This is a genomic window from Streptomyces sp. WAC05292 (genome assembly GCF_003949955.1).
Classification (GTDB): Bacteria; Actinomycetota; Actinomycetes; order Streptomycetales; family Streptomycetaceae; genus Streptomyces; species Streptomyces globosus.
Genome location: NZ_RPSE01000001.1, coordinates 21,777 through 39,787 on the forward strand (window position 1 = coordinate 21,777; position 18,011 = coordinate 39,787).

Below are 18,011 nucleotides of genomic sequence, written 5' to 3' on the forward strand. Positions count from 1 at the left end.
CATCGCAAGAGATGAGGGGGCCCACTGTTCAGCACGCCACAGATGACGCTAGCGTGGGGGCACCTTTGCACAACGCGGGAGCTCGGAGCACCGGGCTGAGAGGGCGCTGATCACCGTACGCGCGGACATGCGTACGGGAGGAGGCTGCGCCGACCGCCGAACCTGTTACCGGGTAATGCCGGCGTAGGGAGATCAGGTCTCATGACCATTCAGGACGCACGCACGCCTGCCGCCGGCCGGGACGCCGACGGCCAGACCGAGCGCCAGCCGGGCTGGCACAAGGGTTATGTCGCGGGCTCCCGCCCCGACATCCGCGTGCCGGTTCGCCAGGTCCACCTCACCAACGGCAAGGACGTGACGCTCTACGACACGTCCGGGCCGTACACCGACCCGCAGATCGAGACGGACGTGCGCCGCGGGCTGCCCCCGCTGCGCGAGAACTGGATCATCGGCCGCGGCGACACCGAGGAGTACGCGGGCCGCCCGGTGCGCCCCGAGGACGACGGCATCAAGCACACGTCGCCGCGCGGGGGCCTCAAGAACCTCGACGCGGTGTTCCCCGGCCGACCGCGCCTGCCCCGCCGGGGGCGCGACGGCCAGGCCGTCACGCAGCTCGCGTACGCGCGCCGCGGCGAGGTCACCCCGGAGATGGAGTACGTCGCGATCCGCGAGAACGTCTCCCCCGAGGTGGTCCGCGAGGAGATCGCGGCCGGCCGTGCCGTCCTGCCGGCCAACGTGAACCACCCGGAGATCGAGCCGATGATCATCGGCAAGAGGTTCCTGGTGAAGGTCAACGCCAACATCGGCAACTCCGCCGTCACCTCGTCCATCGAGGAGGAGGTGGAGAAGATGACCTGGGCCACCCGCTGGGGCGCCGACACGGTCATGGACCTCTCCACCGGCCGCAACATCCACACCACGCGCGAGTGGGTGCTGCGCAACTCCCCCGTGCCGATCGGCACCGTGCCGCTCTACCAGGCGCTGGAGAAGGTCGACGGAAAGGCCGAGGAGCTGACCTGGGAGATCTACAAGGACACGGTCATCGAGCAGGCCGAGCAGGGCGTCGACTACATGACGGTCCACGCCGGCGTGCTGCTGCCGTACGTCCCGCTGACCGCCCGCCGCAAGACTGGCATCGTCTCCCGCGGTGGCTCGATCATGGCGGCCTGGTGCCTGGCGCACCACAAGGAGAACTTCCTCTACACGAACTTCGAGGAGCTCTGCGAGATCCTCGCGGCGTACGACGTCACCTACTCGCTCGGTGACGGCCTGCGCCCCGGTTCCATCGCGGATGCCAACGACGCGGCGCAGTTCGCAGAGCTCAAGACGCTCGGCGAGCTGAACACGATCGCCAAGCGCCACAATGTGCAGACCATGATCGAGGGCCCCGGGCACGTCCCGATGCACAAGATCAAGGAGAACATCGACCTCCAGCAGGAGATCTGCGAGGAGGCGCCGTTCTACACGCTCGGCCCGCTCACCACGGACGTGGCACCGGCCTACGACCACATCACCTCGGGCATCGGCGCCGCGATGATCGCCTGGTGGGGCACGGCGATGCTCTGCTACGTCACGCCCAAGGAGCACCTGGGCCTGCCCAACCGCGACGACGTCAAGACGGGCGTCATCACGTACAAGATCGCGGCGCATGCGGCCGACCTGGCCAAGGGCCACCCGGGCGCCCAGGAGTGGGACGACGCCCTGTCGGACGCGCGGTTCGAGTTCCGGTGGGAGGACCAGTTCAACCTGGCCCTCGACCCGGACACGGCGCGCGAGTTCCACGACGAGACCCTCCCGGCCGAGCCGGCCAAGACCGCGCACTTCTGCTCCATGTGCGGTCCGAAGTTCTGCTCGATGAAGATCTCGCAGGACATCCGCCGCGAGCACGGAGGAGACCTGAAGGCCGAGGAGATCCAGGCGGGCATGGCGGAGAAGTCCGCCGAGTTCGCGGCGAGCGGCAACAGGGTGTACCTCCCGCTCGCCGACTGATCCCCCGGGGACCGGCGGGGCGGATCCGCGACCCATGGGGGGAGCCGCGGGCCCGCCCCGCGCTGCCGTTCCCGGCGGTCCCCGCCGGGAGGTCCGGCGACCCGGGTGCAGGCCGGTCAGACCGCGGTCGGCTGCTGGGGCGATGTTTCACGTGAAACAGGAAGGGGAGAGCCGCCGCCCGCGAGCGCGAAGCCGCGGTTCGCCTCGGTCTGCCTGCGGTAGACCTCCGGCAGGTCGGAAAGCGCCAGCAGGCGGTCGCAGGCACGCAGCGAGGCGTCCATGTCACCGACCCAGTACGCCGTGATCGAGTGCTCGAAGAGCAGTCCCCACCGGTACACCCAGGGGTGCACGAACAGCAGGTCCGGCGGGGCCGGCCGGTCCAGGACGGCACTGGTGACCGCGTGCGCGGAGTGGTGGCGGCCCTGCACCCGCAGCCGCGAGGCCAGTTCGTAGCAGGCCTCCAACCGGGTGGGCCGGGTTTCCCAGGCCCGGGTGAGGGCGTCCATCGCTCCGGGCCAGTCGCCGGACTCGGCGCGCAGGACGCCGGACTGGAGCAGGGCGTAGTAGACCTCCTCCTCCCAGCCGCCCATGGCGGCGCGCTGCTCGTAGAGCCTGATGGCCTCGGCGGTCTCGCCCATGTCCCGCATCGTCTGGGCGAGGTAGAAGACCGTCCGCGTGTTGGAGGGGTCCCGCTCCAGCTCGGCCCCGAGCAGCCGGGCGTCGCGCTCGAACTTGTCGTGGCGCGAGCCTCCGTCCGCGTGGTCCACGACAGAGAGCGCGTCCAGGTTCTCCTGCACACTCGGGCGGTCCTCGTACTCGCCGGGGCGGTCGCAGGTCAGGTACTCGTGGGTGACCCCTTCGTAGCGCCATGGCAGGTCGCCGCGGACCAGCCGTTTGATCCGGTACTCCGTCGAACCCTCGTGGCGGAGCATGTACGACTGCGCCGTGAGCTCGGGCAGCGGGCCGTTGCGCCGCAGGACGAGGTCGGCGTCGAGGAGCAGGAGGTAGTCGGCCTTGTCGCGGGCGTGCGCGATGTTGAGACTGCGGTTGTGGCCGAAGTCGGTCCAGGGCTCCTCGTGCAGCTCGCCCGGGATGCCGTGCAGCGCCTTGCGGATGAGGTCCTGGGTGCCGTCCGTCGACCCGGTGTCGGAGATGACCCAGGTGTCGATGAGGTCCCGCACGGAGTCCAGGCAGCGCTCGATGACGGCGGACTCGTTCTTCACGATCATGCAGAGGCAGATGGTCGGTTTCACGGCCGCCGACCCTAGGGACGCGGCGCCGCCTCCACCGGGCGGCACGCCGGAGGGCGGCCCCGCGCGGCTGCCGTGCGCACCGCCAAGTGGCCCCTTGTTCTCGTCCGTTTTAATGACCGGCGGGCGAGCCGGTCAGCGGTGGCGGGCGGGTCTGCACAGAGTGTCTCCTCGCGGAGTCCGCGTTCGTGTACGGGCTTCGGGAAGGCATTCGATCCCGTGTGCAGGAGGAGCGCTACATGAGTTCTGAGGACAGGACCCGATCTTCGCTGGGACCGCTGCCCCGCCGGGCGGGCTGGCTGGCCGGCGGCACCTTCGCCTCCCTGGCCCTGGTCATGGGTGCGGCCGTCGCCGCCCCCGCCGCCGTGGGAGCGCCCGGGCCTGCCGGTGCGGTGGTGTCGGACACCGGCGACCACTGCGACCTGGCGGCGGCGAACAAGGCGACGGACCCGCCGGCGGTCTCCGCCCAGCCCGCCGGCGGCGACAAGTGCAAGGTCGGTCCTACCGGTCCGCGCGGGCCCAAGGGCAAGACGGGCGCCACCGGCCCGACCGGTCCGCGCGGCGCCACGGGGCCGACGGGCCCCACCGGCCCCCAGGGCGCCAGCGGCCAGTGCTTCGACGTGGACGCCGTCCGGCCCGCGGCGGCCCGCGAGGTCAAGGCGGTGCTCTCCGACACCGTCACCTATGCCGGCATCCGGGACCTGACGCCTGCCCCCACCCCCTGGCGCTGGTACGACCTGACGGACACCGGCGAGACGTACCCGACCGACGCATGCGCCGTATCGGTCTCCTCCCAGGCCAACATCGTCAACATCGAGGTGCTGACCACAGGCGGGGAGATCTACGAGACGAGCTGCACCATCAACCCCGGCACCCCGGACTCCCTCACCTGCAACGAGGTGTGGACGGCGGCCAACCCGCAGCCGGTCGCCGGGGCCAACGGCCTCGCCCGGTTCGCCAACAAGTCGGTCGCGCAGGAGGACATGAACCTCCGTCCGGCGGACGCGCACTAGCGCTGTGCTGCCGGCCGCACTTCGTCAGAGCGGCTCGCGGCCGGCGCTGCCGAACCCCGGGCTGCCGAACTCCGGGCCGCTGAAGTCCGGAGCGGTGTAGCCGGGCCGGGCCCCCTGCGACGGGGCTCGGGGACTGCTGAAGTCGGGCCGGGTGTACCCCAGATCGGGGATGCGCCCGGCCTTCGGCGTGCCGGGCGCGGCGTGCTCCGGCCCCGCGCCGGGGGCGGCGAGGGCATCCCGCAGGAACGGCAGGATGCCCCGCTCCAGCAGTGCCTGCCGCCAGGCCTCGCGAGCCAGGGAGACCTCGTCGGGCGCAGCCCGGTCCTCGGCTCCGGCCACGACCTCCGTCGCCCGGTTCCGCAGGGCGGTCACCAGCAGCCCGACGACCGCGCCGAGCAGGGTGACCGCCGTCAGCGCCCCGAAGAACCACCCCGCCGTCAGCAGGGTGTCCGCGAAGGCGGGTTCGGGCTCGATCGCCTTCAGGACGTAGCCGACCAGCAGGAAGATCAGCATGGCGGCGGCTGCGAGGACCGGCGCGAGGACCGCGACGACGGCGCTGAGCCCGGCGCCGCTCTCCTCCGCGACGCCCCCGGGGCCGCCCGACCGCGGCGTGGAGCGGATCTCCGTGCGGCGTGCGCCGCGCACCTGCACGAAGTGGTCGTACTCGGCCGCTGCCGCGGCGGTCAGCAGGGCACTGGCCCCGACCGCCATGGCCCGCAGTTGTCCGGCGCTCAGCCGCTCGCCGAGCGCGGCGAGCTCGGGCCGCTCGTGTGCGGTGCGCAGTGCCTCGTCGAGGAGCCGGTCGAATTCGGGCCGGTCCTCGGCCAGCAGGTGCGGAGCGCTGTTCATGTGCATCCCCCGATGCTCCGTGGCGGCCGGTTTACCCGCGTGGATTCGGGGTCAGCCGGCGCAAACGGAGGAGAGCCTGCTACGGATAGGGCGATGGTAGAGGGCCCATGCCGCGCCGTGACAGGGGGTTTCGTGAATTGCCCCGCTCGTGACAAGCGTCATTCGGGGAGGGGGAGTTGCTGCACCAGGAGCTTGCCGGCCATGGTGACGCCGCCGTCCATCGCGATGGCGAGCCCGTCCGCGTACACGTGGGGGCCGTGCACCTCCGGGCCGCGGGACTCGTCGCCGTCCTCGGTGCCGACCTCGCCGAGCAGGTAGGGGATGGGGCTGTGGCCGTGCACGATGCGGCTGCCCCCGTAGGTGGAGAGGAGCTCGCGGACGGCCTGGGGGCCCGTTTCCTCGTCGCGGAAGGCGAACCTCTTGGTGAACTTGCGGAACAGGTCCCAGGTGATGTCGGCGTCGTTGCGGTTGAGCAGCTCGTGGATGGTGTCGTTGACGTCCTCGACGGAGTCGCCGTAGTCGAGGTACGCGGTCGTGTCCGAGTGCAGCAGCAGGTGGCCGTCCTCGAGGACGGCGGCGTCCAGCCGCGACATCCACTGGAGGTGGACGTCCTCCAGGCGCTCCATGTCGGTGCGCTGGCCGCCGTTGAGCAGCCAGGCCGCCTGGAACGTCGCGGTGCCGGCGCCCGAGGCGACGGGGGTGTCGCCGAACCGCTTGGCGCCGATGAGCAGCAGTTCGTGGTTGCCCATGAGGGCCTTGCAGTAGCCGCCCGCGGCGGCTGCCTCGGCGGAGAGCCGCATGACCAGGTCGATCACGCCGATGCCGTCGGGGCCGCGGTCGGTGAAGTCGCCGAGGAACCACAGGCGGGCGTTGCCCGCGGACCAGCGCCGGTCGGCGTCGATGAGGCCCTGCGCCTGCAGCTCGGCGACGAGTTCGTCGAGGTAGCCGTGGACGTCGCCGACGACGTAGAGCGGCCCGGGCCCGGTCGGGGAGTCCTGGGGGACGTACTGGACCTGGACGGTGTCACCCGGGCCGCCGACGGCCGCGCGGGTGATGACCGGCAGGTCGCGCTGGGTGGGTGTGTAGTCGGCGTGGCCGCTGCCCTGCGCGGGCGGCCCGCCGGCCGGCGGCTGCGCAGGGACGGGCGGTACGGCCGGAGCCGGCGGCGGTACGGGGGCGTGCGCCGGGGGTGCGGGCGGCGGAGGCGCCGATCCCGGCGCGGGCTCGCCGTAGTAGGCGGGGTACTCGCCGTAGACGGGCGCCTCCTCGGGACGTCCCGCGGGCGCGCCGTACGGATGGGACTCGTCGACCGGCACCCGGAAGTCCCGCAGCGTCTCCGTCCGCATCGCGGGTCCCTGACCGGCCCCCTGAGTCATCGACCCCTCCACCACCGTCGCGCTGCCGTACACCTGCGGATCCCCCTGGCCTCCGGCTCGGAGGATCCGTGATGTCGTGCGCCCATCATAGGAATGCGGCTCGCGCTGTGTGACGCACCAGGGGTGGTGAATCCTGTGCGGAACCGATCGTTCCTGCCGCTTTCTCCCGAAATCGGCACTGTCGAATTGCGCGGCGGGGTCCCCGACCCCGCCTGCCGGGAGGCGCGGCGGTCAGTCCTGGGCCGGTGACCTGGGCGCACTGACCGTGGTCCGGGGCCTCCTGCGCTGCGACGACGTACGGACGATCAGCTCCGTGGGGACGACCTGCTCGACGGGGCGGCCGGTGTGCACGCCCTCGATGGCGTCGATGAGGAGCTGTACGACGGCGGTGCCGATACGGCGCGGTTTGAGGGACAGCGTCGTGATCGGCGGTTCGGTGTTGGCGTAGACGGTGGACTCGCTGCAGCACACGAGGAGCAGGTCCTCGGGAACCCGCAGCCCGTAGCGCCGGGCGGCGGCCAGCAGGTCGGTCCCGTTGGGGTCGAAGAGTCCGTAGACGGCGTCGGGGCGGTCGGGGCGGGCGAGCAGGCGGTCGGCCGCGACGGCGCCGGCGCACGGGTCGTGAGCGGGGTAGGACTCGTAGACCGGGTCCTGGCCGGTGCGCTCGCACCAGTTGAGGTAGGCGGTGGTGGAGAGGCGGGTGTAGGTGTCCGTGGTGGTGCCGGTCAGCAGCCCGATGCGGCGGGCGCCGGCGGCGGCGAGGTGGTCGAGCAGGTTGAGTACGGCCGCCTCGTGGTCGTTGTCCACCCAGGCGGTGACGGGGAGGGTGCCGGCGGGGCGGCCGTCCGAGACCACCGGGAGGCCCTGGCGCACGAGCTCGCTGACGACCGGGTCGTGGTCCGAGGGGTCGATCACGACGGTGCCGTCGAGGGCGACGTTGGACCACACGTCGTGCCGGGAGGTGGCGGGGAGGATGACGAGGGCGTAGCCGCGGGCGAGCGCGGCGGAGGTGGCGGCTCTGGCCATCTCGGCGAAGTAGGCGAACTCGGTGAAGGTGAAAGGTTCATCCCCGTACGTGGTCACGGTCAGGCCGATGAGGCCGGACTTGCCGGTACGGAGGGTGCGGGCGGCGGCGGAGGGGCGGTAGCCCAGCCGGTCGGCGACCTCGCGGACGTGGCGGCGGGTGGCGTCCGGCAGCCGCCCCTTGCCATTGAGCGCGTCGGAGACGGTCGTGATCGAGACGCCCGCTGCGGCGGCCACGTCCCTGATGCCGGCCCGGCCCTGTCGGCCGGCGGCCCGCCGGGTGGTCTCGGTCCGGCTCACCTGGTGCTTCCCTGCTGCTGTCATGGCGAGCCGATAGTAGGGCGCGGTACGGCAGGGGGGCCGGGTGCATATGCACGCGTTGACAGGCACGTTTCTGCATGGTTCGTGGCCCTCAATGACCTTGGAAACAAAGGTATTTGCCTGCGGAGAGTGAGCTGGCCCTTTGTCGTCGGGTACGGGCATGCCAAAACGGACGCGCCCGCGCCCCGCACCAACTCACCTGTACGAGGGATGCGCGCCACGGCGCAGGCCACCGGCGCACGCATATATGCGTGCGCTCCCCCGCAATCCAGGCGCGGCCATTTTCGGGACGGCGGAATCCTCATAAGGTGAGCAGTATTGAGTCGACGGCGACGTCGGACGGGACGGTCGAGGAGGACCCCAGGTGAGCGAGAAGAGCCCGAAGCTGCGCGCCGAGCTGGACGGCATTCCGACCTACAAGCCGGGCAAGCCCGCCGCCGCCGGCGGTCCCGTCGCGTACAAGCTGTCCTCGAACGAGAACCCCTACCCGCCGCTGCCGGGCGTGCTGGAGAGCGCCGTGGCCGCCGCCGGCCGGTTCAACCGCTACCCCGACATGGCGTGCACGGACCTGGTGAACGAGCTCGCCGAGCGGTTCGGCGTCCCGGCGGACCACATCGCCACCGGCACCGGCTCCGTCGGCGTGGCCCAGTCCCTGATCCAGTCGACTGCGGGCCCCGGCGACGAGGTCGTCTACGCCTGGCGGTCCTTCGAGGCCTACCCGATCATCACGCAGATCTCGGGCGCGACGTCCGTGCAGGTGCCCCTGACCGACGGGGACGTGCACGACCTCGACGCGATGTACGAGGCGATCACGGAGCGGACCCGCCTGATCTTCGTCTGCAACCCCAACAACCCCACCGGTACCGCGGTACGCCGCGCCGAGCTGGAGCGCTTCCTGGACCGGGTGCCCTCGGACATCCTGGTGGTCCTCGACGAGGCGTACCGCGAGTTCGTCCGCGACACCGAGGTGCCCGACGGCATCGAGCTCTACCGCGACCGCCCCAATGTGTGCGTGCTGCGCACGTTCTCCAAGGCGTACGGCCTGGCCGGGCTGCGCGTCGGCTTCGCGGTGGCGCACGAGCGGGTGGCCGCGGCGCTGCGGAAGACGGCGGTGCCGTTCGGTGTCAGCCAGCTCGCCCAGGACGCGGCGGTCGCCTCGCTGCGCGCCGAGGACGAGCTGATGGGCCGGGTCGGCGCGCTGGTGTGCGAGCGCGACCGCGTCCACGAGGCGCTGCTGGGCCAGGGCTGGACGGTGCCGGACACGCAGGCGAACTTCGTGTGGATGCGGCTGGGCGAGCGCACGGCCGAGTTTGCGGCGGCCTGCGAGAAGGCCGGTGTGGTGGTCCGGCCCTTCGTGGGCGAGGGCCTGCGGGTCACGATCGGCGAGCCCGAGGCGAACGACCTCTTCCTGCACACGGCCGAGGCCTTCTTCAAGCAGATGTAGCGATCGCGGACGGAGCACTCGGGGGTGCGGTGCCCGGAGACCGGGCGCGTGGGCCGCGGGGCGGGGGCGTGCGCCCTACGCGCGCTCCACGCGGACGGGGTCGCCGTCGCGGACCGTGGCCAGCAGGCGGGGGTCGCCGTCGAAGGAGCCGAGCACGTTGCAGGGGCTCGCGAGGCGGCTCTCGCCGCCGCGCGAGACGGGGGTGGGGCCGTAGGGGAGCGCGAGGGCGTCCCCTTCGGTCCAGAACGCGACGGTGCCCGGCTCGACGACCTGCCGTGCACCGGGTTCCAGCGCGACGCTGACGCCGGTGTCGAAGTAGACCTCCTCGCCCCAGGTGTGGGCCGAGGCGGAGATCGGGAGCGCCTCGGCCAGAGCCTTGCTGGTCGGGGTCTCGTCGAGGGTTGCGGTGAGGTGGCCCGCGGGCCAGGAGATGCGAATCTTCATGCGCATCATTCAACAATCTGTTGAATTCGCGTACCAGGGGGACCCCGGCTGAAAGTCGCCGAAAGGGATGCGCCATAATGCTTGTGAATGTGAACGCGTTCACAAGCTCGCCTGCTTCCTCCCGGTATCGGCTGGAAGCGGACGGGTCGGAAGCGGCCATCCACGGCGACCTGAAGGAGATGACGACGTGGACGTAGCTTTGGCGCCGGAAACACTGGCGCGCTGGCAGTTCGGCATCACGACCGTCTACCACTTCCTCTTCGTCCCCCTCACGATCTCCCTCGCCGCGCTGGTCGCGGTCCTCCAGACGGCCTGGGTGCGGACCGAGAAGGAGAAGTACCTCAGGGCGACGAAGTTCTGGGGCAAGCTCTTCCTGATCAATATCGCGATGGGCGTCGTCACCGGCATCGTTCAGGAGTTCCAGTTCGGCATGAACTGGTCCGACTACTCGCGGTTCGTCGGCGACGTCTTCGGCGCCCCGCTGGCCTTCGAGGCCCTCATAGCCTTCTTCTTCGAGTCCACCTTCATAGGCCTGTGGATCTTCGGCTGGGACAAGCTGCCCAAGAAGATCCACCTCGCCTGCATCTGGATGGTCTCGATCGGCACGGTGCTCTCCGCCTACTTCATCCTCGCGGCGAACTCCTGGATGCAGCACCCCGTCGGCTACCGCATCAACCCGGAGAGCGGACGGGCCGAGCTGACCGACTTCTGGCTGGTCCTGACGCAGAACACCACGCTCGCCCAGGTCTTCCACACCCTCACCGCGGCCGTCCTGACCGGTGGCGCCTTCATGGTCGGCATCGCTGCCTTCCACCTGATGCGCGGCAAGCACATCCCGGAGATGCGCACCTCGCTGCGGCTCGGCCTGGTGGCCGTCGTCATCGGCGGTGCGCTCGTCGCCGTCAGCGGCGACGTACTGGCCAAGGTCATGTTCAAGCAGCAGCCCATGAAGATGGCCGCCGCCGAGGCCCTGTGGGACGGCGAGGAGCGCGCCCCGTTCTCGATCTTCGCCTACGGAGACGTGGACAAGGGCCACAACAAGGTCGCCATCGAGGTGCCCGGCCTCCTCTCCTTCCTCGCCGACAGCGACTTCGACTCCTTCGTTCCCGGCATCAACGACGTCAACAAGGCCGAGCAGGAGAAGTACGGCCCCGGCGACTACCGGCCGAACATCCCCGTCGCCTACTGGGGCTTCCGCTGGATGATCGGCTTCGGCATGGCCTCCTTCGCCATCGGCGCGGTCGGCCTCTGGCTGACCCGGCGGAAGTTCCTGCTGCCGGCCGCCCTGCGGACCGGCGAGGACGAACGGCCGCACCTGGTCCTCTTCCGCACGCCCCTCGGCGCCCGCCTGACCCGCCTGTACTGGCTCGCCGGAGTCTGGACGCTCGGCTTCCCGCTGATCGCCAGCTCCTGGGGCTGGATCTTCACCGAGATGGGCCGCCAGCCGTGGGTCGTCTACGGGGTGCTGCGCACCCGGGACGCGGTCTCGCCCGGCGTGTCCCAGGCCGAGGTCCTCACCTCGATGGCGATCTTCACCGCGCTCTACGCCGTACTCGCCGTCATCGAGGTCAAGCTCCTGGTCAAGTACGTCAAGGCCGGCCCGCCCGAGCTCACCGAGGCCGACCTCAACCCGCCCACCCGGATCGGCGGGGACGGCACCTCCGACCGGCCGATGGCCTTCTCGTACTGAGGCTGAGGGGATCCCGCCATGCAACTCCACGACGTCTGGTTCGTGCTCATCGCCGTCCTGTGGACCGGCTACTTCTTCCTGGAGGGCTTCGACTTCGGCATCGGGGTCCTGACCAAGCTGCTGGCCCGCGGCCGCGCCGAGAAGCGGGTCCTGATCAACACGATCGGGCCGGTGTGGGACGGCAACGAGGTGTGGCTGCTCACCGCGGGCGGCGCGACCTTCGCCGCCTTCCCGGACTGGTACGCCACCCTGTTCTCCGGCTTCTACCTGCCGCTCCTCGCCATCCTGGTGTGCCTGATCATCCGAGGTGTCGCCTTCGAGTACCGGCACAAGCGGGCCGAGGAGCGGTGGCAGGCCAACTGGGAGCACGCGATCTTCTGGACCTCCCTGATCCCCGCGTTCCTGTGGGGCGTGGTGTTCGCCAACATCGTGCACGGCGTGGAGATCGACCGGAACAAGGAGTACGTCGGCGGCGTCCTCGACCTGTTCAACGGATACTCCCTGCTCGGCGGCCTGGTCACCCTCGCCCTGTTCACCTTCCACGGAGCCGTCTTCGCCGCGCTCAAGACCGTGGGTGACATCCGCGACCGGGCGCGCGCACTGGCGACCCGCCTGGGCGTCGCCACCGCAGTGGCGGCCGCGGGGTTCCTCGGCTGGACGCAGGCCGCGCACGGCGACGGCACCAGCCTGGTCGCGTTCGCCGTCGCCGTGGCCGCGCTGGCCGGGGCACTGGGGGCCAACATCGCGGGGCGGGAAGGCTGGTCGTTCGCCCTGTCCGGCGTCACCATCGCGGCGGCCGTCACGATGCTCTTCCTGACGCTCTTCCCGAACGTGATGCCGTCCTCGCTGGACGACGCATGGAGCCTCACGGTCAGCAACGCGGCGTCCAGCCCCTACACCCTCAAGATCATGACCTGGTGTGCGGCGGTGGCCACCCCCGTCGTCATGCTCTACCAGGGATGGACCTACTGGGTGTTCCGCAAGCGGATCGGTACGCAGCACATCGCCGACGCGCACTGAGCCCCATCCGGGTCGGGGCGCCTGCCGCCTCGACCCGGCCATCCGTCTCCTGAGGGATGTTTCACGTGAAACCGATCGACCCGCGCCTGCTCCGGTACGCAAGGTCCACCCGCCTCTTCCTGGGGGCCGTCGTAGTCCTCGGGTGCGCCGGGGCGGGGTTGGTCATCGCCCAGGCGATGCTGATCGCCGAGATCGTGGTGGGTGCCTTCGAGAAGGGCCTCGACGCTCAGGCCCTGCAGAGGCCCCTGCTGCTCCTGGCAGCCGTCGCGCTGGGGCGCGGCCTGCTCGCGTGGCTGACCGAGCTGGCCGCCCACCGGGCCTCGGCCGCCGTCAAGTCGCACCTGCGCGGACAGCTCCTGAACCGGGCCGCCGACCTGGGGCCCGGTTGGCTGAGCGGGCAGCGGACCGGCTCCCTGGTGGCGCTGGCCACCCGGGGCGTGGACGCCCTCGACGACTACTTCTCCCGCTACCTGCCGCAGCTCGGCCTGGCGGTGGCCGTCCCGGCCGCCGTCCTCGCCCGCATCGTCACCGAGGACTGGGTGTCTGCGGCGATCATCGTGGTCACCCTGCCGCTGATTCCGCTGTTCATGGTGCTGATCGGGCTGGCCACGCAGTCCCGGATGAACCGGCAGTGGCAGCTGTTGTCCAGGCTGTCGGGGCACTTCCTCGATGTCGTGGCCGGTCTGCCGACGCTCAAGGTCTTCGGCCGGGCCAAGGCGCAGGCCGAATCGATCCGCCGGATCACCGGCGACTACCGCCGGGCCACCATGCAGACCCTGCGGATCGCGTTCCTGTCGTCTTTCGCGCTGGAACTGCTCGCCACCCTCTCCGTGGCGCTCGTCGCCGTGACCATCGGCATGCGGCTCGTCCACGGCGAGCTCGACCTCTACACCGGGCTGGTGGTGCTGATCCTGGCGCCCGAGGCGTACCTGCCGCTGCGCCAGGTCGGCGCCCAGTACCACGCGGCCGCGGAGGGGCTCGCCGCTGCGGAGGAGGTCTTCGAGGTGCTCGAAACGCCGGCCCCTCGGCCGGTGCCGGGCATGCCGGCTGCCCTCCCCGCCCCCGGTCCGGCCGGATTCTCCCTCGATGTCGACGGGGTGGCCGTCCGGTATCCCGGGCGTGGCGCGGACTCGCCCGCAGCGGTCTCCCTCACCGTCGGGCCCGGCGAATGCGTGGCCCTCACCGGCCCGAGCGGCGCCGGCAAGTCCACCCTGCTGCAGGTGGTGCTGGGATTCACCGCGCCGAGCGCGGGACGGGTGCGGATCGGCGGCACCGACCTGTCCGCCCTCGATCCGGATGAGTGGCGGCAGCACGTCGCCTGGGTGCCCCAGCGGCCGCACCTCTTCGCGGGAACGGTCGCGGAGAACGTGCGCCTCGCCCGGCCCGACGCCTCCGACGATGCCGTGGCCCGGGCCCTGGAGGACGCCGGAGCCCGGGAGTTCGTCGGGGCTCTGCCGCAGGGTGCCGACACGGTGCTCGGCGAGGGCGGGGCGGGGCTCTCGGCCGGGCAGCGGCAGCGGATCGCGCTGGCCCGCGCCTTCCTCGCCGACCGGCCGGTGCTGCTGCTCGACGAGCCGACAGCCGCGCTCGACGGGGAGACCGAGGCCGCCGTCGTGGAGGCGGTACGGCGCCTCGCGGCCGGCCGGACCGTCCTGCTGGTCGTGCACCGGCCGGCGCTGCTCGCCCTCGCTGACCGGGTCGTCGAGATCGGATCCGCCCTCGCGGACCCCGCCGGTGAGCCCGCCCCCGGAGCCGCCGCCGCACGGCCGGCCCCGGCCGCCGGCGACGGCGGGTTCCGCGGTTCCGCCGTGCCGGTCACCTCGGAGCCGGCCGAAGCAGATCAGTCGGCGCCGGCCGGAGCGGGTCACGCCGCCGGGGCGGGCCACCTGCGCCGGGTCAGGGCAGCCGCCCGAGCGTGGCAGGGGCGGTTCCGTCTCGGACTGCTGCTCGGCGCACTGGCCGTCGGATGCAGCGTCGGACTGATGGCGGTCTCCGGTTGGCTGATCTCCCGGGCCTCGGAGCAGCCGCCCGTGCTCTACCTGATGATGGCCGTCACAGCCACACGCGCCTTCGGCATCGGTCGCGCCGTGTTCCGGTACGCGGAGCGGCTCGTCTCGCACGACGCCGTCCTGCGCATGCTGGCCGACCTGCGCGTGTCCGTCTTCCGGCGGCTGGAGCGCATCGCCCCCGCCGGGCTGCGCGGGCAACGGCGTGGCGACCTGCTGGCGCGGCTCGTCGCCGACGCGGACGCCCTCCAGGACTACTGGCTGCGCTGGATGCTCCCGGTCGGCACCGCAGTCCTCGTCGGGAGCGGGTCGGTCGCCTTCACCGCCTGGCTGCTGCCCGAGGCCGGCGCCGTCCTCGCCGCCGGGCTCCTCGCCGCCGGCGTCGGGGTGCCGCTGGTCAGCGGCGCGTGTGCCCGCCGGGCCGAGCGCCGGCTCGCCCCCGTCCGCGGCGAGCTCGCCACCCGGACAGCCGACCTGCTGACCGGGACCGCGGAGCTGGCCGTCGCCGGCGCCCTGGGCCGCCGCAAGGAGGCGGTCAGGGACAGCGACCGGACCCTGACGGCCATCGCCGCCCGCGGGGCGGCCGCCACCGGACTTGGCAGCGGCCTGTCCGCTCTCGTGTGCGGGCTCACGGTCGCCGCGGCCGCGGCGTTCGCCGCCGCAGCCGTCCAGGACGGCCGGCTCTCCGGTGTCGCCATGGCCGTGGCGGTCCTGACCCCCCTGGCCGCCTTCGAGGCCGTCGCCGGGCTGCCGCAGGCGGTGCAGTTCCGGCAGCGCGTGCTCCGCAGCGCCGAGCGGCTCCACGAGGTCCTCGACACCCCCGAGCCGGTCGCCGAGCCGGAACGGCCCGTGGAGGCCCCCGCCTCGCCCTTCCCGCTCCGCCTCACGGGCCTCACCGCACGGCACCCGGGCCAGGAGCACGACGCCTTGAACGGACTGGACCTGGTCCTTGAGGCCGGACGGCGCACGGCCGTCGTCGGCGCCTCCGGAGCCGGCAAGACCACGCTCGCGCACGTCCTGCTCCGCTTCCTCGACCCGGTGGCCGGTTCCTACACCCTGGCCGGGACGGACGCCCGCACCCTCGACGGCGACCAGGTCCGCCGGCTGGTGGGCCTGTGCGCCCAGGACGCCCACATCTTCGACAGCTCCGTACGGGAGAACCTGCGCCTGGCGCGCCCCGAGGCGAGCGAGGATGACCTGCGCCGGGCTCTGGCCGGGGCCCGGCTGCTGGACTGGGCCGAGGGACTCCCCGACGGCCTCGACACTCTGGTGGGCGAGCACGGAGAGCGGATCTCGGGAGGACAGCGACAGCGTCTGGCCTTGGCCCGTGCCCTGCTGGCGGACTTCCCCGTCCTGGTTCTGGACGAGCCCGCCGAGCACCTCGACCTGGTGACCGCGGACGCGCTGACTGCCGACCTGCTGGCCGCGACGGAGGGGCGGACCACCCTGCTGATCACGCACCGGCTGGCCGGCCTGGAGGCCGTGGACGAGGTGATCGTCCTGGACGGCGGTGCGGTCTCACAGCGCGGTCCGTACGCCGAACTCGCCTCGGTGGACGGCCCGCTGCGCCGGCTGCTGGAGCGGGAGCGGAGGGCCGACGGCGTGCTGGCCGGACTCTCCCGCTGATCGTTCGATCGGACGGGCCGGCTGATCGGATGGGCCGGCCTCGCGCCGGCGTCAGCCCCGCTGTGCGGCGAGGTCGGCGAGGATGCGCTCGATGACGACCGCGACCCCGTCCTCGTTGTTGGCGACCGTCTGGCCCGAAGCGGCCGCGACGACGTCGGGGTGGGCGTTGCCCATCGCGTAGGAGGTGCCTGCCCAGCGGAGCATCTCCACGTCGTTCGGCATGTCGCCGAAGGCGACCACCTCGGACGGCGTGATCCCCCGCTCGGCGCAGCACAGCTCCAGGGTGCTGGCCTTGGACACGCCCAGGCCGCTGATCTCCAGCAGGGCCGTCGGGCTGGACCGGGTGATCGAGGCGTGTCCGCCCGCAGCGGTCCGGGCCAGCTCCAGGAACGCGTCCGGGGCGAGCTCGGGGTGGTGGGCCAGGAGCTTCAGCACGGGAGCGGCGGTGTCGTCGCCCTCCCCGTCCAGCAGCTTCTCCGCGGTTGCGACATTGGCACCCGGGTCCTGGAAGAAGGGCGGGTACAGGGGCTCGTAGTTGATGCCGGTGGTCATCTCGACCGCGAACGACGTGCCGGGGGCGACGGCGCGCAGCGTCTGCACGACCGTGAGGGCGGTGGCTCGGGGCAGGGCCCGCACCTCGACGAAGCTGCGGCCCGCGTGGAGGTCGACGACCGCCGCGCCGTTCGCGCAGATCGCAAGGCCGTGCCCGTGCACGTGCTCGCTGACCACGTCCATCCAACGGGCGGGGCGCCCGGTGACGAAGAAGACCTCGATCCCGGCCTCCTCGGCAGCGGCGAGAGCGGCCACGGTCCGCAGTGAGACGGACTTGTCGTCCCGCAGCAGGGTGCCGTCGAGGTCGGTGGCGATGAGCCGGGGGGTCGGGGTGGGCCCTTCCGGGCGCTGGGGAGCCGAGGTCACGGGTCCATCTTCACCCATGCACCTGCGGCGACAGGTCTCGATCCGCTGACGGAGCGGCCGCGGTGGCGATGTTTCACGTGAAACAGCGGCCTGCTCGGTTTCACGTGAAACATCACACGGCCCTACGCTCAATCGCATGAGTCTGCGTCTGAGCACGGTGATCCTGCCTGTACGTCCGTGGCACGAAGGCGGTCGCGACCAATGGCGGCGCGCCGAAGAACTGGGCTTCCACACCGCCTACAGCTACGACCACCTGTCCTGGCGGTCATTCCGCGACCTTCCCTGGTTTGGCGCGATTCCCACCCTCACGGCAGCGGCAGCGGCCACCGAGCGGCTCCGGCTGGGCACGCTCGTCACCTCGCCGAACTTCCGCCACCCGGTGACCCTCGCCAAGGAACTCATGACGCTGGACGACATCTCCGGCGGGCGGGTGACGCTCGGCATCGGGGCGGGAACCAGCGGCTTCGACGCGAGCGTGCTGGGGCAGGACCCATGGACCCCGCGAGAACGCGCGGATCGCTTCGCCGAGTTCCTCTCCCTGCTGGACCGGCTGCTGACCGAACCGGCGGTGAGCGCGCGGGGTGCGTACTACTCCGCCGACGAGGCGCGCAACATCCCCGGCTGCGTCCAGCAGCCCCGGCTGCCGTTCGCGGTCGCCGCGACCGGCCCCCGCGGTCTGAAGCTCGCCGCCGCCCACGGCCAGGCCTGGGTGACCACCGGCGACCCGAAGCTGTATGAGGAAGGGACCCCCGAGCAGTCGCTGGAAGCACTGCGGGGACAGTCGAGCCGCCTCGACAAGGCGCTCGCCGAGGCCGGGCGGGACACCTCCTCGATCGAGCGGATCCTGCTGACCGGCTTCACCCCGGAGCGCAACACCATGCTGCGGTCCGTGGATGCCTTCGTCGATTTCGCGGGCCGCCATCAGGAACTCGGGTTCACGGAGCTGGTGATCCACGCGCCGATCCCCGACTCCGACTTCGCCTCGGACGAGCGCGTCTTCGAGGAGATCGCCACGGAGGGCCTGGCCCAGCTGGCCCGCTGA

13 protein-coding genes and 1 riboswitch are annotated in these 18,011 nt (G+C 71.8%); of the genes, 7 read left to right on the forward strand and 6 right to left on the reverse strand.

Going from position 1 to position 18,011, the window contains the following annotated elements; all coding sequences use genetic code 11:
- Nucleotides 1-64: 64 nt before the first annotated feature.
- A riboswitch (TPP riboswitch) is annotated at nucleotides 65-207 on the forward strand.
- Nucleotides 202-1,989: a phosphomethylpyrimidine synthase ThiC gene (thiC, locus tag EF903_RS00125; protein ID WP_125540527.1), complete on the forward strand. Its 1,788-nt coding sequence runs from the start codon at nucleotides 202-204 to the stop codon at nucleotides 1,987-1,989. (Overlaps the previous riboswitch by 6 nt.)
- 116 nt (nucleotides 1,990-2,105) lie before the next feature.
- Here the strand turns inward: thiC and EF903_RS00130 are convergent, their stop codons facing one another.
- Nucleotides 2,106-3,242 carry a glycosyltransferase gene (locus EF903_RS00130; RefSeq protein ID WP_260614680.1) on the reverse strand — a complete coding sequence of 379 codons (1,137 nt, stop codon included), beginning with the start codon at nucleotides 3,240-3,242 and terminating at the stop codon, nucleotides 2,106-2,108.
- Nucleotides 3,243-3,478: 236 nt separating this feature from the next.
- Between EF903_RS00130 and EF903_RS35790 the strand changes: the two genes are divergently transcribed.
- Nucleotides 3,479-4,252 carry a hypothetical protein gene (locus tag EF903_RS35790; protein WP_312845872.1) on the forward strand — a complete coding sequence of 258 codons (774 nt, stop codon included), beginning with the start codon at nucleotides 3,479-3,481 and terminating at the stop codon, nucleotides 4,250-4,252.
- A 24-nt stretch (nucleotides 4,253-4,276) separates the two neighbouring features.
- Here the strand turns inward: EF903_RS35790 and EF903_RS00140 are convergent, their stop codons facing one another.
- From EF903_RS00140 to EF903_RS00150, 3 genes are all read right to left on the reverse strand, one after another.
- Nucleotides 4,277-5,107 (reverse strand): hypothetical protein, encoded by an 831-nt coding sequence (locus tag EF903_RS00140; RefSeq protein ID WP_185902477.1) that lies wholly within the window; start codon nucleotides 5,105-5,107, stop codon nucleotides 4,277-4,279.
- A 152-nt stretch (nucleotides 5,108-5,259) separates the two neighbouring features.
- Nucleotides 5,260-6,492 (reverse strand): metallophosphoesterase, encoded by a 1,233-nt coding sequence (locus EF903_RS00145; RefSeq protein WP_125540568.1) that lies wholly within the window; start codon nucleotides 6,490-6,492, stop codon nucleotides 5,260-5,262.
- Between the two features lie 216 nt (nucleotides 6,493-6,708).
- Nucleotides 6,709-7,824 (reverse strand): LacI family DNA-binding transcriptional regulator, encoded by a 1,116-nt coding sequence (locus EF903_RS00150; protein ID WP_125540528.1) that lies wholly within the window; start codon nucleotides 7,822-7,824, stop codon nucleotides 6,709-6,711.
- A gap of 361 nt (nucleotides 7,825-8,185) precedes the next feature.
- On the opposite strand from EF903_RS00150, the gene hisC reads away from it, so the two are divergent.
- A complete protein-coding gene (gene hisC / locus EF903_RS00155; RefSeq protein WP_125540529.1) occupies nucleotides 8,186-9,265 on the forward strand; it encodes a histidinol-phosphate transaminase in 1,080 nt (359 codons plus the stop codon).
- A 75-nt stretch (nucleotides 9,266-9,340) separates the two neighbouring features.
- Here hisC and EF903_RS00160 read toward each other — a convergent pair whose 3' ends face one another.
- A complete protein-coding gene (locus tag EF903_RS00160) occupies nucleotides 9,341-9,709 on the reverse strand; it encodes a cyclophilin-like fold protein (RefSeq protein ID WP_390335706.1) in 369 nt (122 codons plus the stop codon).
- Nucleotides 9,710-9,896: 187 nt separating this feature from the next.
- Here EF903_RS00160 and EF903_RS00165 point away from each other — a divergent pair, with 187 nt between their 5' ends.
- From EF903_RS00165 to cydD, 3 genes are all read left to right on the forward strand, one after another.
- Entirely contained in the window at nucleotides 9,897-11,399 is a 1,503-nt protein-coding gene (locus EF903_RS00165) for a cytochrome ubiquinol oxidase subunit I (protein ID WP_125540531.1), read from the forward strand.
- Nucleotides 11,400-11,417: 18 nt separating this feature from the next.
- Nucleotides 11,418-12,419: a cytochrome d ubiquinol oxidase subunit II gene (gene cydB / locus EF903_RS00170; RefSeq protein ID WP_125540532.1), complete on the forward strand. Its 1,002-nt coding sequence runs from the start codon at nucleotides 11,418-11,420 to the stop codon at nucleotides 12,417-12,419.
- A gap of 65 nt (nucleotides 12,420-12,484) precedes the next feature.
- A complete protein-coding gene (cydD, locus tag EF903_RS00175; protein WP_125540533.1) occupies nucleotides 12,485-16,051 on the forward strand; it encodes a thiol reductant ABC exporter subunit CydD in 3,567 nt (1,188 codons plus the stop codon).
- Nucleotides 16,052-16,102: 51 nt separating this feature from the next.
- On the opposite strand, the gene EF903_RS00180 is transcribed toward cydD, so the two are convergent.
- On the reverse strand, nucleotides 16,103-16,987 hold the full coding sequence (locus tag EF903_RS00180; protein WP_125540534.1) for a Cof-type HAD-IIB family hydrolase: 885 nt from the start codon (nucleotides 16,985-16,987) through the stop codon (nucleotides 16,103-16,105).
- A 118-nt stretch (nucleotides 16,988-17,105) separates the two neighbouring features.
- Between EF903_RS00180 and EF903_RS00185 the strand changes: the two genes are divergently transcribed.
- The gene (locus EF903_RS00185; RefSeq protein ID WP_125540535.1) at nucleotides 17,106-18,011 is read left to right on the forward strand and encodes an LLM class flavin-dependent oxidoreductase; all 906 of its coding nucleotides are present in this window, start codon (nucleotides 17,106-17,108) and stop codon (nucleotides 18,009-18,011) included.

What these genes read in the sequence shown, in the direction of transcription:
- cydB (WP_125540532.1), top strand. Translation starts at nt 11,418, where the DNA reads ATGCAACTCCACGACGTCTGGTTCGTGCTCATCGCCGTCCTGTGGACC.
- thiC (WP_125540527.1), top strand. Translation starts at nt 202, where the DNA reads ATGACCATTCAGGACGCACGCACGCCTGCCGCCGGCCGGGACGCCGAC.
- EF903_RS00140 (WP_185902477.1), bottom strand. Translation starts at nt 5,107, where the DNA reads ATGCACATGAACAGCGCTCCGCACCTGCTGGCCGAGGACCGGCCCGAA.
- EF903_RS35790 (WP_312845872.1), top strand. Translation starts at nt 3,479, where the DNA reads ATGAGTTCTGAGGACAGGACCCGATCTTCGCTGGGACCGCTGCCCCGC.
- EF903_RS00180 (WP_125540534.1), bottom strand. Translation starts at nt 16,987, where the DNA reads ATGGGTGAAGATGGACCCGTGACCTCGGCTCCCCAGCGCCCGGAAGGG.
- EF903_RS00150 (WP_125540528.1), bottom strand. Translation starts at nt 7,824, where the DNA reads ATGACAGCAGCAGGGAAGCACCAGGTGAGCCGGACCGAGACCACCCGG.
- EF903_RS00160 (WP_390335706.1), bottom strand. Translation starts at nt 9,709, where the DNA reads ATGAAGATTCGCATCTCCTGGCCCGCGGGCCACCTCACCGCAACCCTC.
- EF903_RS00185 (WP_125540535.1), top strand. Translation starts at nt 17,106, where the DNA reads ATGAGTCTGCGTCTGAGCACGGTGATCCTGCCTGTACGTCCGTGGCAC.